This is a genomic window from Pseudomonas sp. B414, assembly GCF_055408445.1.
Genome location: NZ_JBUZTQ010000005.1, coordinates 62,816 through 79,756 on the forward strand (window position 1 = coordinate 62,816; position 16,941 = coordinate 79,756).

General features: G+C 58.6%; 16 protein-coding genes. 9 read left to right on the forward strand and 7 right to left on the reverse strand.

Annotated features, from left to right (window positions below; translation table 11 throughout):
• Window positions 1-20 precede the first annotated feature (20 nt).
• The 4 genes from ACZRMH_RS06250 (at window position 21) to ACZRMH_RS06265 (ending at window position 2,792) form a co-directional block, all read left to right on the forward strand.
• Window positions 21-680 (forward strand): FadR/GntR family transcriptional regulator, encoded by a 660-nt coding sequence (locus ACZRMH_RS06250; protein WP_464012663.1) that lies wholly within the window; start codon window positions 21-23, stop codon window positions 678-680.
• Complete coding sequence (locus ACZRMH_RS06255) at window positions 670-1,989, forward strand: CynX/NimT family MFS transporter (protein WP_464012664.1); 1,320 nt, start codon at window positions 670-672, stop codon at window positions 1,987-1,989. Before ACZRMH_RS06250 ends, ACZRMH_RS06255 begins: the two co-directional genes overlap by 11 nt.
• Before the next feature lie 66 nt (window positions 1,990-2,055).
• Window positions 2,056-2,526 carry a nuclear transport factor 2 family protein gene (locus ACZRMH_RS06260; RefSeq protein ID WP_464012665.1) on the forward strand — a complete coding sequence of 157 codons (471 nt, stop codon included), beginning with the start codon at window positions 2,056-2,058 and terminating at the stop codon, window positions 2,524-2,526.
• 2 nt (window positions 2,527-2,528) lie between these two features.
• Window positions 2,529-2,792, forward strand: coding sequence for a GIY-YIG nuclease family protein (locus tag ACZRMH_RS06265; RefSeq protein ID WP_464012666.1), 264 nt, complete (start codon window positions 2,529-2,531; stop codon window positions 2,790-2,792).
• 104 nt (window positions 2,793-2,896) lie between these two features.
• On the opposite strand, the gene ACZRMH_RS06270 is transcribed toward ACZRMH_RS06265, so the two are convergent.
• A complete protein-coding gene (locus tag ACZRMH_RS06270; protein ID WP_464012667.1) occupies window positions 2,897-3,247 on the reverse strand; it encodes a glutaredoxin family protein in 351 nt (116 codons plus the stop codon).
• Window positions 3,247-4,251 (reverse strand): nucleoid-associated protein YejK, encoded by a 1,005-nt coding sequence (gene yejK / locus ACZRMH_RS06275; RefSeq protein ID WP_464012668.1) that lies wholly within the window; start codon window positions 4,249-4,251, stop codon window positions 3,247-3,249. The genes ACZRMH_RS06270 and yejK overlap by 1 nt, the downstream gene beginning before the upstream one ends.
• A gap of 386 nt (window positions 4,252-4,637) precedes the next feature.
• Here yejK and ACZRMH_RS06280 point away from each other — a divergent pair, with 386 nt between their 5' ends.
• Window positions 4,638-4,919, forward strand: a complete 282-nt coding sequence (locus ACZRMH_RS06280) for an HU family DNA-binding protein (RefSeq protein ID WP_003440137.1) — start codon at window positions 4,638-4,640, stop codon at window positions 4,917-4,919.
• A gap of 199 nt (window positions 4,920-5,118) precedes the next feature.
• On the opposite strand, the gene rlmF is transcribed toward ACZRMH_RS06280, so the two are convergent.
• The 5 genes from rlmF to ACZRMH_RS06305 form a co-directional block, all read right to left on the reverse strand.
• Entirely contained in the window at window positions 5,119-6,135 is a 1,017-nt protein-coding gene (rlmF, locus tag ACZRMH_RS06285; RefSeq protein ID WP_464012669.1) for a 23S rRNA (adenine(1618)-N(6))-methyltransferase RlmF, read from the reverse strand.
• A 98-nt stretch (window positions 6,136-6,233) separates the two neighbouring features.
• The gene (locus ACZRMH_RS06290; protein WP_464012670.1) at window positions 6,234-9,080 is read right to left on the reverse strand and encodes a valine--tRNA ligase; all 2,847 of its coding nucleotides are present in this window, start codon (window positions 9,078-9,080) and stop codon (window positions 6,234-6,236) included.
• A gap of 194 nt (window positions 9,081-9,274) precedes the next feature.
• The gene (locus tag ACZRMH_RS06295) at window positions 9,275-9,658 is read right to left on the reverse strand and encodes a DNA polymerase III subunit chi (RefSeq protein WP_464012671.1); all 384 of its coding nucleotides are present in this window, start codon (window positions 9,656-9,658) and stop codon (window positions 9,275-9,277) included.
• Window positions 9,659-9,665: 7 nt separating this feature from the next.
• The gene (locus ACZRMH_RS06300; protein ID WP_464012672.1) at window positions 9,666-10,118 is read right to left on the reverse strand and encodes a DNA polymerase III subunit chi; all 453 of its coding nucleotides are present in this window, start codon (window positions 10,116-10,118) and stop codon (window positions 9,666-9,668) included.
• Between the two features lie 59 nt (window positions 10,119-10,177).
• Window positions 10,178-11,668: a leucyl aminopeptidase gene (locus ACZRMH_RS06305; RefSeq protein ID WP_464012673.1), complete on the reverse strand. Its 1,491-nt coding sequence runs from the start codon at window positions 11,666-11,668 to the stop codon at window positions 10,178-10,180.
• A gap of 275 nt (window positions 11,669-11,943) precedes the next feature.
• Here ACZRMH_RS06305 and lptF point away from each other — a divergent pair, with 275 nt between their 5' ends.
• The 4 genes from lptF to lepB all read left to right on the forward strand — a co-directional run bounded on the left by lptF (window position 11,944) and on the right by lepB (window position 16,937).
• On the forward strand, window positions 11,944-13,062 hold the full coding sequence (gene lptF / locus ACZRMH_RS06310; RefSeq protein WP_464012796.1) for an LPS export ABC transporter permease LptF: 1,119 nt from the start codon (window positions 11,944-11,946) through the stop codon (window positions 13,060-13,062).
• Entirely contained in the window at window positions 13,055-14,116 is a 1,062-nt protein-coding gene (gene lptG / locus ACZRMH_RS06315) for an LPS export ABC transporter permease LptG (RefSeq protein WP_464012674.1), read from the forward strand. The genes lptF and lptG overlap by 8 nt, the downstream gene beginning before the upstream one ends.
• 161 nt (window positions 14,117-14,277) lie before the next feature.
• Complete coding sequence (gene lepA / locus ACZRMH_RS06320) at window positions 14,278-16,077, forward strand: translation elongation factor 4 (RefSeq protein WP_464012675.1); 1,800 nt, start codon at window positions 14,278-14,280, stop codon at window positions 16,075-16,077.
• 5 nt (window positions 16,078-16,082) lie between these two features.
• The gene (gene lepB / locus ACZRMH_RS06325; protein ID WP_464012676.1) at window positions 16,083-16,937 is read left to right on the forward strand and encodes a signal peptidase I; all 855 of its coding nucleotides are present in this window, start codon (window positions 16,083-16,085) and stop codon (window positions 16,935-16,937) included.
• Window positions 16,938-16,941: the final 4 nt, after the last annotated feature.

Genomic DNA, 16,941 nt, shown 5'->3' on the forward strand with positions numbered 1-16,941 from the left:
TGGATGAAAAGGCGAGCTCAATGACAGACGCTTCTCCACTGGTAAAACGTTCGCTGGTTGATCAAGCCCTTGAGCAACTCCGAGCGCGCATAAACAACGGCTCCTGGGAGGTCGGGCAGCGTTTGCCTACCGAGCCCGAGCTGGCGATGCAACTGAACATAAGTCGTAACACTGTGCGGGAAGCCATGCGCGTACTGGCATTTTCCGGGCTGATCGAAATCCGTCAGGGTGATGGCAGTTACCTGCGTGGCCGTGTCGATCCGATGGAAACGCTGCGAGCCTTGTCATCGTGCTCCCTGGAGCAGGGCCGGGAGATGCGCCACATTATCGAGGTCGAGGCAGTGGGCCTGGCGGCCTTGCGCCGCACCGATGCAGACTTGCAACTGTTGCATCAGGCGCTTGATGCAAGCAGCCAGCATTACCACGGCGAACTCGATACCTATATCTGCTGCGACCTGGTGTTTCACCAGCGGCTGATCGATGCCGCACACAACCCGGCCTTGAGCGAGTTGTATCGCTACACCTCAAGCGTTGTGAGCAACCATCTGCGCAAGACAATGGATGTTTATCCGCGTCGTCAACGAGTGTTCGACCTGCACGTCGAGCTGCTGCAAGCCGTAGAACAACAAAACCCGCAACGGGCCATGGCGCTGTGCCGGACGTTGATCAATGAACCTTGAGCCGGAGCAAGCCATGAGCCACCCCGCGTCAGTCGCCAACGCCAGTATCGAGCCAGTTCGTCATTTGGATGAGCTGGAAGAGTTGCTGATCGATGCCGAGATTGACGACCAACAAGTGCCGCACACGCCACCCGTGGTGTTGCGCCCCTGGTTACTGCTATTGGGCCTGGTGCTGGTAGCGCTGAACCTGCGTCCGGCGTTGTCGAGCATGGCGCCGCTGCTGGGTGAGGTATCGGACAGCCTGGGGCTGTCGGCCGCTCAGGCCGGTTTGTTGACCACATTACCGGTGCTTTGCCTGGGGCTGTTTGCGCCGTTGGCGCCGATCCTGGCCCGGCGCTTCGGGACTGAACGGGTGGTCCTGGGGATTCTGCTGACACTGGGTGGTGGCATTGTTTTGCGCAGTTATCTGGGTGAGGTCGGTCTGTTTGCCGGGAGCATTCTGGCGGGCGCCAGTATCGGCGTGATTGGCGTGCTGTTGCCGGGCATTATCAAGCGTGATTTTGCCGGGCATGCCGGGACCATGACCGGGGTCTACACCATGGCCTTGTGCCTGGGTGCGGCGCTGGCGGCGGGTGCCACGGTGCCGCTTAGCGAGTCGCTGGGCCAGAGCTGGGCAATGGGTTTGGGGTTCTGGGCCTTGCCAGCGGTGCTGGCAGCCATTTTCTGGTTGCCGCAAGTGGGCAAGCGTCAGGGCACGCACAACGTTGCTTACCGCGTGCGCGGCCTGCTGCGTGATCCGCTGGCCTGGCAAGTTACGCTGTATATGGGCTTGCAGTCTTCGTTGTCCTACATCGTTTTTGGCTGGTTGCCTTCAATCCTCATCGGTCGCGGCCTGACCCCGACCCAGGCGGGACTGGTGATGTCCGGTTCGGTCATCGTGCAACTGATCACGGCATTGAGCGCCCCCTGGCTGGCCACGCGGGGCAAGGACCAGCGGCTGGCCATCGTGGTGGTCATGGGCATGACCCTGGCTGGCCTGTTTGGCTGCCTGTACGCACCCATCGAAGGGCTGTGGGGGTGGGCCATTGTGCTGGGTCTGGGGCAGGGCGGCACGTTCAGCCTGGCGCTGACCATGATTGTGCTGCGCTCGCGGGACGCCCATGTGGCGGCCAACCTCTCAGGCATGGCCCAGGGCATCGGTTATACCGTGGCCTCAATGGGGCCGCTGGCGGTCGGCGTGGTGCATGAAATGACCGGCGGCTGGAGCGCTCTGGGCTGGATTTTTGCGGTGATTGGCCTGGGCGCCATTATTGCCGGGTTGGGTGCGGGCCGTTCACTGTATGTGAATGTGCAGAGCGAGAAAATCTGAGGACCATAGTGTTTCTGTTCATGGCAGATTATCGTGCTCGCATTACTGACCTGCACGGAGCCTGCCATGAGCCAGGACCATCAAGCCTTGATTACCCGTTTCTACCAGGCCTTCCAGCAACTCGATGCGCAAGGCATGGCCGCCTGCTACACCGATGACGTGGTGTTCAGCGACCCGGTGTTTGGCCAATTGCGCGGTAAAGACGCCGCAGATATGTGGCGCATGCTGACCTCGCGGGCCAAGGACTTCAGTCTGACTTTCGATCAGGTCCAGGCTGACGGGCAGCGCGGCAGTGCGCACTGGGTGGCGACCTATGTGTTCAGCCAGACCGGGGCCACGGTGGTCAATGATATACAGGCGCGGTTTGTGTTTCGTGACGGCAAGATCTGCGAGCACCACGACCACTTCGACTTGTGGCGCTGGTCGCGTCAGGCGCTAGGCACCAAGGGGCTGTTACTGGGGTGGACACCACTGGTGAAAAACGCCATTCGGGCGCAGGCCAAAAAAGGCCTCAAGGCCTTTCAGGGCAGTCACTGAAAGTGAGCGAAAAACCCTGGTTTGTGTACCTGGTGCGGGCCGCCAATGGCTCTTTGTATTGCGGTATCAGCGATGACCCGGTGCGCCGCTTTGCCAGGCATCAAACCGGCAAGGGCGCGCGTTTTTTTGCTTCAAGCCCGGCAGTGGCTCTGGTGTATGTCGAGTCCTGGCCGGACAAGGGCGAAGCCCTGCGCCAGGAACGGCTGATCAAAAAGCTCAGGAAGAGCGCCAAGGAGTGTTTGGTGCAAAGCCAGAAGCTGGAGTGATTTTTCTGTGGGAGTGGGCCTGCCCGCGATTCAGGCAACACGGTCACACAGAAAAATCGCAGTGATCCAATTGCGAGCAAGCCCGCTCCCACATGCACCTTCGATTATTTCAACGCTGCCAATATCGCATCCGGCTTGAAGTCCCGAAGCAACGTACCGTTCACATCCAAAATCGGAATCCCGCGACCGCCCAGGGCCTCATAGGCTTTGCGGGCAACAGGGTCTTTCTCGATATCGAATTCCTTGAACGGAATGCCTTTCTCATCCAGAAACCGTCGCGTGGCCTTGCAATAGCCACACCACTCGGTGGAATACAGCACCACCCGGGCGCTGGCCCGGGTTTGCTCGGCCACAACCCCTGAAGGGTTGAGTACGCGCTCGATCTTGCCCCAGTTCTGGAAAATGACCACCACCACCAGAACAAACAGGACTTTCTTCAGGATCCCGTTGAGCATTACTTGCTGCGCTTGAGCTGATCGAGCAGTTGCGTTGGCAAGCCCTTGATCACCAGTGTGCCGGCTTCTTCGTCGAATTCGATCTTGGAGCCCAGCAGGTGGGCCTCAAAGCTGATAGACAGGCCCTCAGCGCGTCCGGTGAAGCGGCGGAACTGGTTAAGGGTGCGCTTGTCGGCCGGAATCTCTGGTGACAGGCCGTAGTCCTTGTTGCGGATATGGTCGTAGAAGGCCTTGGGGCGCTCTTCGTCGATCAGCTCGGACAACTCTTCCAGGCCCATCGGTTCGCCGATTTTGGCCTGGCTGCTGGCATAGTCGACCAGGGTCTTGGTTTTCTCCCGGGCGGACTCTTCCGGCAGGTCTTCGCTTTCAACGAAGTCGCTGAAGGCTTTGAGCAGGGTGCGGGTTTCGCCCGGCCCGTCGACGCCTTCCTGGCAGCCGATAAAGTCGCGGAAGTATTCCGAAACCTTCTTGCCGTTTTTACCTTTGATAAACGAGATGTATTGCTTGGATTGCTTGTTGTTCTGCCACTCGGAAATATTGATCCGCGCAGCCAGGTGCAGTTGACCAAGGTCGAGATGGCGCGAGGGGGTCACGTCCAGCTCCGAGGTCACCGCCACGCCTTCGCTGTGGTGTAACAGGGCGATGGCCAGGTAGTCGGTCATGCCTTGCTGGTAATGGGCGAACAGCACGTGGCCGCCGACCGAGAGGTTGGACTCCTCCATCAGCTTTTGCAGATGCTCGACGGCCACGCGACTGAACGCGGTGAAGTCCTTGCCGCCATCGAGGTATTCCTTGAGCCAGCCGCTGAACGGATGCGCACCGGACTCGGCATGGAAAAAGCCCCAGGCTTTGCCTTGCTTGGCGTTATAGCTTTCGTTGAGGTCAGCGAGCATGTTCTCGATGGCTTGAGACTCGGCCAGTTCAGAGTCACGGGCGTGGAGAACTGCGGGCGTACCGTCGGGTTTTTTGTCAATCAAATGGACGATGCAATGACGGATCGGCATGGGCTTCTCGGTGTGTAATGAGAGGGCAGGGTGCACACCCCGCAAAGGCGCCAAGTGTACCGCACCTGAGCGTCAGGTCGGGGTTTGGGGGGCTTGAGACTGCTTCAGACGGTTTTTTTACGGTTTTAAGGCGATAAAGCTGACCAAAAGCCCAGGTAGAGGCGGATATTTGGCCGTCTCTGTGCTAGTTTTGCCCGGTCTTGCGCTCGGAAACGGCGTAAAGCGTGCATTCAGCATGTGTCAGGTCGAACCAAACCCCGTTTTAGCTATCTACATCCGCGATTCGTCGTGAAAGCTGGCGGGTGTGCCAGACCCTTGAGATCTGGCTCGATGGCTGACATTGCACTCTGCAAACCAAATGAATTTGATAGGGAAGGAACATCTCAATGGCTATTACTAAAGACCAACTGATTGCCGATATCGCTGAAGCTATCGACGCGCCAAAAACTACCGCGCGTAACGCTCTGGACCAACTGGCCCAGATCGTTGCTGATCAATTGGAAAATGGCGGCGAAATCACTCTGCCAGGTATTGGCAAACTGAAAGTGACCGAGCGTCCTGCCCGTACTGGCCGTAACCCTTCGACTGGCGCCGCCATCGAAATCGCAGCCAAAAAAGTTATCAAGCTCGTTGTGGCCAAAGGCCTGACTGACGCTGTTAACAAGTAAGACTGCTGTAAAAAAGCCGCGCTTCGGATCACTCCGAAGCGCGGCTTTTTTATGGGCATTCAATGCCCGCGAACTGCGCTGAACCTGTGGGAGCTGGCTTGCCTGCGATGCGGGCGGTCAGGTGCCCCTGAAACACCGCGCTGATGCCATCGCGGGCAAGTCGAATCGTCGCACCGCCGCTCCCATAGGTTTGGCCGAATTACTTCCAGTTCTTCTCGCGCCACATCTGCTGCTGCTCTTTGTCATGGAAGGTCCAGGCCACAAAGCGGCTTTGCTTGTTGCCCTGGGACATGTCCACGACCTGGCTTTCGCGGGCACCGGCTTTTTTCAGTGCGGTCTGGATGGCCGGCAAGTTGGACGCCTTGGACACCAAAACGCTGAACCACAGGATTTGGCGACCCACCTGAATGCTTTCGCGGATCAGTTGCGTGACAAAGCGCTGTTCGCCACCTTCGCACCACAATTCGGCCGCCTGGCCACCAAAGTTCAGCACCGGCAGTTTGCGCTTGGGGTCTGCCTTGCCCAGTGCACGCCATTTACGCTCGCTACCGCGTGTGGCTTCGTCCAGCGAGGCGTGGAACGGCGGGTTGCACATTGTCAGGTCGAAACGTTCAGTGCTTTCCAGCAGGTCCAGCAGGATCTTCTGCGGGTTTGGCTGCAAGCGCAGGCTGATGGCCTTGTTCAGGCCGTTGGACTGCACAATGGCTTTGGCCGCCTTTACTGCTGTCGGGTCGACTTCAGTGCCCAGGAACTGCCAGCGGTATTCGCTATGGCCGATCAGCGGGTAGACGCAGTTGGCGCCCATGCCGATGTCCAGCACGCGAACGTTTTGCCCGCGCGGGATTTCACCATCGTTGATGCTGGCCAGCAGGTCAGCCAGGAAGTGTACGTAGTCGGCGCGTCCCGGGACTGGCGGGCACAGGTAGTCAGCCGGGATATCCCAGTGCGCAATGCCGTAGAACGCCTTGAGCAGGGCACGGTTGAATACGCGCACAGCCGTTGGGTTGGCGAAGTCGATGCTCTCTTTGCCGTACGGGTTGGTGATCACGAACTCGGCCAGTTCCGGGCATACCGAAATCAGCTGAGGGAAGTCATAGCGGCCCTGGTGGCGGTTGCGCGGGTGCAGGCTGGGTTTGACCCGTGGCTCGACCGGTTTGGCATCGCTGGCAGCCTTGGGTTTGTGGCGTGTGGCTTTGGAAGTACGTGGGGTAGTCATGTTCAATTCATTCCACAAAAGCAATCGCGGGCAAGCCCGCTCCCACAGGGTTTAGTTCTGTGGGAGCGGCCTTGCCCGCGATCAGGTGCGCAGCGTGTTTACAGGCTGGAAATCCGCGCGTGCTGGTCTGCCAGTTTGCTCAAGGCCTGTTCGGCCTCGGCCAACTTGGCACGTTCTTTCTCGATGACTTCGGCCGGGGCCTTGTCAACGAACGCGGCATTCGACAGTTTGCCGCCTACTCGCGCCACTTCGCCGTTCAGGCGCTGGATTTCCTTGTCCAGACGCGCCAGCTCTGCATCCTTGTCGATCAGGCCGGCCATTGGCACCAGCACTTCCATCTCGCCTACCAAAGCAGTCGCGGACAGAGGAGCTTCGGCGCCGTCTTGCAGCACGGTGATCGATTCGAGTTTAGCCAGCTTTTTGAGCAAGGCATCGTTCTCGGTCAAACGGCGCTGATCTTCGCTGCTGACGTTTTTCAGGTACAGCTGCAACGGTTTGCCCGGGCCGATGTTCATTTCGCCACGGATGTTGCGCGTGCCGAGCATCAGGCCCTTGAGCCATTCGATATCGTCTTCGGCAGCCTGGTCGATGCGTGCTTCGTTCGGCACCGGCCAGGGTTGCAGCATGATGGTCTTGCCTTCGACACCGGCCAGCGGCGCGATACGCTGCCAGATTTCTTCGGTGATAAACGGCATGAACGGATGCGCCAGGCGCAAGGCCACTTCCAGTACCCGAACCAGGGTTCGGCGGGTGCCGCGCTGGCGCTCTACCGGAGCGTTCTCGTCCCACAGTACAGGCTTGGACAGTTCCAGGTACCAGTCGCAGTACTGGTTCCAGATGAACTCGTACAGTGCTTGTGCCGCGAGGTCGAAACGGAACTGGTCGAGGTGACGGGTCACTTCGGCTTCGGTGCGTTGCAACTGCGAGATGATCCAGCGGTCGGCCAGCGACAGTTCGTAGGCTTCGCCGTTCTGGCCGCAGTCTTCGCCCTTGTCCAGCACGTAGCGTGCGGCGTTCCAGATCTTGTTGCAGAAGTTGCGATAGCCTTCAACGCGGCCCATGTCGAACTTGATGTCACGACCGGTGGATGCCAGCGAGCAGAAGGTGAAACGCAGGGCGTCAGTGCCGTAGCTGGCGATGCCGTCGGCGAATTCTTCGCGGGTCTGCTTCTCGATCTTCTTCAGCAGTTTTGGCTGCATCAGGCCGGTGGTGCGTTTGGCCACCAGGTCTTCGAGCTCGATACCGTCGATGATATCCAGCGGGTCGAGGACGTTGCCCTTGGACTTGGACATCTTCTGGCCCTGACCGTCACGTACCAGGCCGTGTACATACACGGTCTTGAACGGAACTTGCGGGGTGCCGTCTTCGTTCTTCACCAAATGCATGGTGAGCATGATCATCCGGGCAACCCAGAAGAAAATGATGTCGAAGCCGGTGACCAGCACGTCAGTGGAGTGGAAGGTTTTCAGCGCGTCGGTTTTTTCCGGCCAGCCCAGGGTGGAGAACGTCCACAGACCCGAACTGAACCAGGTGTCGAGCACGTCGTTGTCCTGTTGCAGCGCAACGTCCGGGCCCAGGTTGTTCTTGGCGCGTACTTCGGCTTCGTCGCGGCCTACATAGACCTTGCCCGACTCGTCGTACCAGGCCGGGATGCGATGGCCCCACCACAGCTGACGGCTGATGCACCAGTCCTGGATGTCGCGCATCCACGAGAAGTACATGTTTTCGTACTGTTTTGGCACGAACGCGATGCGGCCGTCTTCAACGGCGGCAATGGCAGGCTCGGCCAAAGGCTTGGTCGATACGTACCACTGGTCGGTCAACCACGGCTCGATGATAGTGCCGGAGCGGTCGCCTTTCGGTACTTTCAAGGCGTGATCGTCGACGCTGACCAGCAGGCCGGCCTCGTCAAAGTCGGCCACGATTTGCTTGCGTGCTTCGAAACGGTCGAGACCTGCGTATTTGGCTGGCAGGGTGCCATCGACGCTTTCGTTCAGCTTGCCATCGAGGTTGAACACCTGAGCGGCAGGCAGCACCTTGGCGTTCTTGTCGAAAATGTTGAGCAGCGGCAGGTTGTGACGCTTGCCGACTTCATAGTCGTTGAAATCGTGGGCCGGGGTGATTTTCACACAGCCGGTGCCGAATTCAGGGTCGCAATAGTCGTCAGCAATGATCGGGATGCGGCGGCCAACCAGTGGCAGCTCAACAAACTTGCCGATCAGGGCCTTGTAGCGTTCGTCTTCCGGGTTAACGGCAACAGCGGCGTCACCGAGCATGGTTTCCGGACGGGTGGTAGCAACCACCAGGTAGCCCAGACCTTCAGCGGTCTTGGCGCCGTCAGCCAGCGGGTAGCGCAGGTTCCACAGGAAACCCTTCTCGTCGTGGTTTTCCACTTCAAGGTCGGAAATCGCGGTGTGCAGCTTGGTGTCCCAGTTGACCAGGCGCTTGCCACGGTAGATCAGGCCATCTTCGTGCAGGCGCACGAAGGCTTCCTTCACGGCTTCGGACAGGCCGTCGTCCATGGTGAAGCGCTCGCGGCTCCAGTCTACGGACGAGCCAAGGCGACGGATCTGACGGCTGATATTGCCGCCGGACTGCTCTTTCCATTCCCAGATCTTGTCGAGGAATTTCTCGCGGCCCAGATCGTGGCGGTTCAGACCCTGTGCTTCGATCTGACGCTCAACCAGCATCTGGGTGGCGATACCGGCGTGGTCGGTACCTGGCTGCCACAGGGTGTTGCGACCCTGCATGCGACGGAAACGGATCAGGGCGTCCATGATCGCGTTGTTGAAACCGTGGCCCATATGCAGGCTGCCGGTGACGTTCGGCGGCGGAATCATGATGGTGTACGGGTCGCCCGCGCCTTGCGGGGCAAAATAATTCTCTTCTTCCCAGGTTTTGTACCAGGAAGATTCAATGGCGTGCGGCTGGTAGGTCTTATCCATGCGCGGCGGGACCCTATTGGCATTAATTCAGGAAAGCCGACAAGTATAGCGGGGTGGGAGGCGCAGGGCGAGGTGTACGGGGATAAGCTTTTACTGTTGTGGGAGCGGGCTTGCTCGCGATTCAGGCGACGCGGTCTGTCAGGCCAGTCGAGGTGATGCCATCGCGAGCAAGCCCGCTGCCACAGGGTGAGCGATCAGCTCTGGTGTTGGGCGAGCAACCGCTCCATATGCGCATCGAGGCGGCGTTTGATCTCGGTTTCGATATGCGGGGCGAAGTCGTTGATCACGTCCTGCATGATGGTCTGGGCCGCAGTGCGCAGTTCTTTGTCCAGATGCACCAGCAGGGCGTCGGGGGCTTTTTCTGCCGCAGGTGCCGGCGCAATCCCGACCAGCGGTATTTGCTCGGGCTCGGGTTCTTCATTGATGACGTCAGACAGCAGCGGGATTTGCGCCTCCTCGCCGCCTACCATGTCAGTCAGCAGCGGCGGTTGCAGGCCCTCATCGCCGAGCAGCTTGCGAATGGACTCAAGGTCATCGAGCAGATGTGCAGCTTTTTGCGGCGAATTGGTAGTGTCCATCGTGTGCTCAGAGTCGTTGCAGCTTGTGGTCTTGCAGAGGATAGCCCTGTTCACGGTAGAAACGGAAACTCTCCCGTGCGGCCAGTCGGACGGCGGGGTCTTCGACCACTACTTCGGCCACGCGGGCGAAGCGTTTGAAGAATTCGGGGACATTCAGGTCCAGATTGATCAACAGATCCTGGTGGCTGGCAGGCGCGTCTGCACAACCCATGACCACGACACCGTCGGGCTGGTCTTCGCTGTTGCTGTGGGGCACAAAGCTTTCGCCCTTGAAGCGCCACAGGCGTTCATCCAGGTCCTGGCGTTGTGCAGCATCCGTGCAATGCAGGTACACACGATGGCCAAGGCGCCAGGCCTTTTCGGTCAGTTTGCAGGCAAAATCCAGCCGCGCGGAAGGTTCGGCGCTGGGCAGGATGTAAAAGTCGATTTTGGTCGGCTCTTTGTTCAATTCTGGGGTCATTGCGGTTCCTGAATCGGGGCTGCGCCGCCCTCAGGCGACGCAGCCATCGATTGTCAGTGTCAAGCGTTGGCGCGATCCAGCAGGTACTGGGTCAGCAGGGGAACCGGACGGCCACTGGCGCCCTTGTCCTTGCCGCCACTGACCCATGCCGTACCGGCGATGTCCAGGTGCGCCCAGTTGTAAGCCTTGGCGAAGCGCGACAGGAAGCAGCCAGCAGTGATCGCGCCGGCTTTAGGGCCGCCGATGTTGGCCATGTCGGCAAACGGGCTATCCAGTTGCTCCTGGTACTCGTCGAACAACGGCAGTTGCCAGGCGCGGTCGTCGGCTTGCTTGCCGGCTTCCAGCAGTTGACCGATCAATTCGTCGTTGTTGCCCATCAGGCCCGAGGTGTGGGCGCCCAGGGCAACCATGCAGGCGCCGGTCAGGGTGGCGATATCGATCACGGCCTGGGGTTTGAAGCGCTCGGCGTAGGTCAGGGCATCACACAGCACCAGACGGCCTTCGGCGTCGGTGTTGAGGATTTCCACGGTCTGGCCACTCATGGTGGTCACGATATCGCCGGGGCGCGCAGCGCCACCGCTTGGCATGTTTTCGGCGCAGGCCAGAATGCATACCAGGTTGATCGGCAGTTTCAGCTCGAGTACGGCGCGCAGGGTGCCAAATACGCTGGCAGCACCGCCCATGTCGTACTTCATTTCATCCATGCCGGCGCCCGGCTTGAGGCTGATACCGCCGGTGTCGAAAGTGATGCCCTTGCCGACCAGTACGTACGGTTTTTCGGATTTCTTGCCGCCTGCGTAGTTCATCACGATCAGGCGTGGAGGCTGGTCGCTGCCCTGGCCCACGGCGTAGAACGCGCCCATGCCCAGATCCTTGATCTTTTTCTCGTCAAGAATCTCGACCTTCAGGCCTTTGTATTCCTTGCCCAGATCCTTGGCCTGTTCGGCCAGGAAGCTCGGGTGGCAGATATTTGGCGGCAGGTTGCCCAGGTCGCGGGTAAACGACATGCCCGCAGCAATCGCCTGGGCGTGGGTCACGGCACGCTGAACTTCAGCCTGCGCAGCCTTGATGGTCAGCAGGGTGATTTTTTTCAGGGCGCGGGGTTCGGCCTTCTGGCTCTTGAAACGATCGAAAGTGTATTCGCCGTCCACCAGGGTTTCAGCCAGCAGGCGGGTCTTGCTGTAGCTGTCGCGACCTTTGACTACCAGTTCGTCCAGTGCGAACACCGCATCGCTGCCGCCCAGGCCCTTGAGGACACCCAGAGCGCCGCTGATGATTTTACGGAACGGGCGGTCGCCCAGTTCTTCATCCTTGCCAGTGCCCAGCAACAGCACACGCTCGGCCTTGAGGTTGGGCAGGCTGTGCAGCAGCAAGCTTTGACCGGTTTTACCGGCCAGGTCGCCACGCTTGAGGACTGCGCTGATGGCGCCGCCGGTGAGTTCGTCGATGGCTTTGGCGGTTGGGCCGAGCTTGCGGCCTTCGCCGATGGCGACCACCAGAGTGGCCGTTTTCAACGTTTCTGGGCTAACGCTTTTTACAACCAGTTCCATGTCCGGGTCCCTGAGTCAAATGGTCGATATGCGCACAAACGGTACTGTTTGTTTGCTTATATAAAGGCGGGCAGTTTGAACCCCGGCGGAGGAGCCTGACAACCCCGGTTTAGGGCCAAGTTGCCACTTTCAAGACTGCGCAGTGACAGGGAAGGGCATTCACAGGATAATGCGCCATCTTTTTAGACGGCCCGTCTCATCTATGATGGGGTATGGGCCGACTCGTTATGCTGCTTGTTTGGCCGCCTTAGCCTGACGACCCTGGAGTGTCTGGTTTGATCGTCTTCCGTTATCTATCCCGCGAAGTCCTGCTTACATTGAGCGCTGTCAGCGCTGTGCTGCTGGTCATCATCATGAGCGGTCGTTTCATCAAATATCTGGCCCAGGCTGCCTCTGGCGCCCTGGATCCGGGCTCATTGTTCCTGATCATGGGCTTTCGCCTGCCGGGCTTCATGCAACTGATCCTGCCGTTGGGGCTGTTTCTGGGCATTCTTCTGTCTTACGGTCGTTTGTACCTTGAGAGCGAGATGACTGTGCTGTCGGCCACCGGCATGAGCCGTCAGCGTTTGTTGGCCATGACCATGGCGCCTGCTGCGCTGGTGGCCCTGATCGTCGCCTGGCTCAGCCTGAGCCTGGCACCGCAAGGCGCCAACGAGTTTCAGCTGCTGCTTAATAAACAGGACGCCCTGACCGAGTTCGACACTCTGGAAGCAGGTCGCTTCCAGTCGTTGAGTGATGGCACCCGGGTGACTTATACCGAAGAGCTGAGCAACGATCGCTCCCTCCTGTCTGGTGTCTTCATTACTCAGAAAAAGTTGGGTGAAGAGGCCAAGGACCGTAGTGTTTCAGTGTTGCTGGCTGAAAAAGGCCGCCAGGAAATACGCCCTGATGGCAGCCGCTGGCTGGTGCTGGACAACGGCTATCGCTATGACGGCAACCCGGGTCAGGCTGACTATCGCGCCATCAAATACGACACCTATGGCGTTTTACTGCCCAAGCCGGAAATCAGTAACGATGTGACGGACCGCGATGCGATCCCTACCCGCGACCTTGTTGGTAACCCGGAGCCCCGTGCGGTTGCCGAGTTGCAATGGCGTATTGCCTTTCCAATACTGGTGTTTATCGTGACCCTGATTGCGGTACCGCTGTCGCGAGTCAACCCGCGGCAGGGACGTTTCCTCAAGCTGTTGCCAGCCATTCTTCTTTATATGGGCTACCTGAGCATGCTGACCTGGGGTCGAGGCCTGCTTGAGGGCGGCAAGATCCCGCTGGCGCTGGGCTTGTGGTGGGTGCACGGGCTGTTTTTGGTCATTGGCCTGGGGCTGATGTACTGGGAGCCGCTGCGCTTGAAGCTGGCAAGTCGTCGTAGTGCCGAGGAGATGGCCCGTGGTTAAGCTCGATCGCTACATTGGTAGCAGTGTGTTGTTGGCGATTCTGGCTGTATTGGGGATTATTCTGGGTCTGGCTTTGCTGTTCGCGTTGATTGACGAGATGCGCAGCATCAGCAGCAGCTACACCATTTTTGATGTCTTCAGTTTTGTCATGCTGACTGCTCCGCGTCGCTTGTACGAAATGCTGCCGATGGCCGCGCTGATTGGCTGCCTGATTGGTTTGGGTGGTCTGGCCAGTAACAGTGAATTGACCATCATGCGTGCTGCGGGTGTGTCCTTGGGGCGCATTGTCTGGGCCGTGATGAAACCGATGCTGGTGCTGATGCTGGCCGGTGTGCTGATTGGCGAGTATGTGGTGCCTGCCACTGAAAACATCGCTCAGGCCAACCGGGCGCTGGCACAGGGCGGTGGCGACTCGCAAAGCTCCAAGCATGGCCTGTGGCATCGCCAGGGGGATGAATTCATCCATATCAACGCAGTTCAGCCCAATGGCCTGCTCTATGGTGTGACCCGCTATCGCTTTGACAAAGACCACCAGATGCAGTCGGCGAGCTTTGCCAAAAAGGCCCAGTTCGATCAGGGCAACTGGCAGTTGAGCGATGTAAGTACCACCCTTTTCCATGGCGATCGCACCGAAGTGGTCAAGGCTCCGGAAGAGAAGTGGGACGTGGCGTTGAGCCCGCAACTGCTCAGTACTGTGGTTATGGCCCCTGAGTCGCTGTCGATCGCCGGCTTGTGGAACTATATCCACTACCTCAAGGATCAGGGCCTGAACAATGGCCGCTACTGGCTGGCTTTCTGGGTCAAGGTGTTGCAGCCGCTGGTTACTGCTGCGCTGGTGTTGATGGCGATATCTTTCATCTTCGGCCCGTTGCGCTCTGTTACTCTCGGTCAGCGCGTGTTTACCGGGGTCTTGGTGGGTTTCACCTTCAAGATCGCTCAGGACCTGCTTGGGCCATTAAGTCTGGTGTTCGGCTTCTCGCCGCTGTTTGCGGTGCTGCTGCCGGCCTCCATCTGTGCAGTTGCCGGTCTCTGGCTCTTGCGCCGGGCGGGTTGATAAGCGGTCATTGAGTCACTCAAGAGCCTCTATCTCGCGATAGGGGCTTTTTTGTAGGTGCCCATTGGCCTGTGAACGTGACGCTTGGCGCGATGTTCAGGTACAATTCCCGGCTATTTTTCGGCGGGCAGTCTGCCTGCGACTTTTTTGAGTGTTGACCCGTGAGTGATCTGAGTCATATCCGCAATTTCTCCATCATCGCCCACATTGACCATGGCAAGTCGACGCTGGCCGATCGTTTTATCCAGATGTGCGGTGGCCTGACTGCCCGCGAAATGGAAGCCCAGGTACTGGACTCCATGGACCTCGAGCGTGAGCGCGGGATCACTATCAAGGCCCACAGCGTAACTCTGTATTACACGGCCAAAGACGGCAAGACCTACCAACTGAACTTCATTGACACCCCGGGCCACGTCGACTTCACCTATGAAGTCAGCCGTTCCCTGGCGGCCTGTGAAGGTGCCTTGCTGGTGGTCGATGCGGGGCAGGGCGTGGAAGCCCAGTCCGTAGCCAACTGCTACACCGCGATCGAGCAGGGCCTTGAGGTCATGCCGGTATTGAACAAGATCGACCTGCCCCAGGCTGATCCTGACCGGGTGAAGGAAGAGATCGAAAAGATCATTGGTATCGATGCCACCGACGCCGTGACCTGCAGCGCCAAGACCGGTCTGGGCGTGGACGAGGTGCTTGAGCGCCTGGTGCATACCATTCCGGCGCCGACCGGCAATATCGAAGATCCGCTGCAAGCGTTGATCATCGACTCCTGGTTCGACAACTATCTGGGCGTTGTGTCCCTGGTTCGCGTGCGCCACGGCCGCGTGAAAAAGGGCGACAAGATTCTGGTCAAATCCACCGGCAAGATGCATCTGGTAGACAGCGTGGGTGTGTTCAACCCCAAGCACACGGCTACCACTGATCTGAAAGCCGGTGAAGTAGGCTTTATCATCGCCGGTATCAAGGACATTCACGGTGCGCCAGTGGGTGATACCCTGACCTTGAGCAGCACCCCGGACGTTGACGTGTTGCCTGGTTTCAAACGCATTCAGCCACAGGTTTACGCGGGCCTGTTCCCGGTCAGCTCCGATGACTTCGAAGACTTCCGCGATGCGCTGCAAAAGCTCACGCTCAACGACTCGTCGCTGCAATACACCCCGGAAAGCTCCGACGCACTGGGCTTCGGCTTCCGTTGCGGGTTCCTGGGCATGCTGCACATGGAGATCATTCAGGAGCGCCTGGAGCGCGAGTACGACCTGGACCTGATCACCACGGCGCCAACCGTAATCTTTGAACTGGTGCTCAAGACCGGCGAAACGATTTACGTCGATAACCCGTCCAAGCTGCCAGACCTGTCCATGATTGAAGACATGCGCGAGCCAATCGTGCGTGCCAACATTCTTGTGCCTCAGGAGCACCTGGGTAACGTCATTACCCTGTGCATTGAAAAGCGTGGCGTACAGCACGACATGCTATTCCTGGGCAGCCAGGTGCAAGTGACCTACGATTTGCCGATGAACGAAGTGGTTCTGGACTTCTTCGATCGTCTCAAATCCACCAGTCGCGGCTATGCTTCGCTCGATTACCACTTCGATCGCTACCAGTCGGCTAATCTGGTCAAACTCGATGTGCTGATCAACGGTGACAAGGTTGATGCCCTGGCCTTGATCGTGCACAAGGAAAACGCGCACTACAAAGGTCGCCAGTTGACCGAGAAGATGAAAGAACTGATTCCGCGCCAGATGTTCGACGTCGCGATCCAGGCCGCCATTGGCGGGCAGATCATTGCACGGACCTCCGTCAAGGCACTCAGAAAGAACGTACTGGCCAAATGCTACGGTGGTGACGTTAGCCGTAAGCGCAAGCTGTTGGAAAAGCAAAAGGCCGGTAAAAAACGCATGAAGCAAGTGGGCAACGTGGAAATTCCACAAGAAGCCTTCCTTGCAGTGCTCCGTTTGGATAGCTAGGTCCTATGTCACTAAATTTCCCGCTGTTGCTGGTCATTGCTGTTGCCGTGTGCGGTTTGCTGGCGCTGCTCGATTTGGTCTTCCTGGCTCCGCGCCGGCGCAAGGCCATTGCCCACTATCAAGCCAGCGTTACGCCGGTTGATATGCAGGTGGTCGAAAAGCTCAACAAAGAACCGCTGCTGGTTGAATACGGCAAGTCGTTTTTCCCGGTGTTGTTTATCGTGCTGGTGCTGCGTTCGTTTCTGGTTGAGCCGTTCCAGATTCCGTCCGGCTCGATGAAGCCGACCCTGGATGTAGGCGACTTCATTTTGGTGAACAAGTTTTCGTACGGGATCCGCTTGCCGGTTCTCGACACGAAAGTCATTGAAGTGGGTGATCCGAAGCGGGGCGATGTGATGGTGTTTCGCTACCCAAGCGATCCGGCAGTCAACTACATCAAGCGTGTAGTCGGCCTGCCGGGCGACAAGATTCGCTACACCAGCGACAAGAAACTGTACGTCAACGATCAACTGGTTGCCGAGCAGCTGGTGGGTGTCGAGCCTGGTACTTTGGGCAGCGCCGAGCTGTACAAAGAGAAGCTGGGTGAAACCGAGCACATGATCCGCAAGGAAATGAGCCGCTATCGTGCACCACCCGGCAAAGAGTGGACGGTTCCGGCCGGGCACTACTTCATGATGGGTGACAACCGCGACAATTCGAACGACAGCCGTTACTGGGATGATCCGAACATTCCCAAAGACGAGCTGGGCATGGTTCCCGACAAGAACATCGTCGGCAAGGCCTTTGCTGTTTGGATGAGCTGGCCGGAACCCAAAGCGAGCAACCTGCCGAACTTCTCGCGGGTTGGTCTGATCAAGTAGCCAA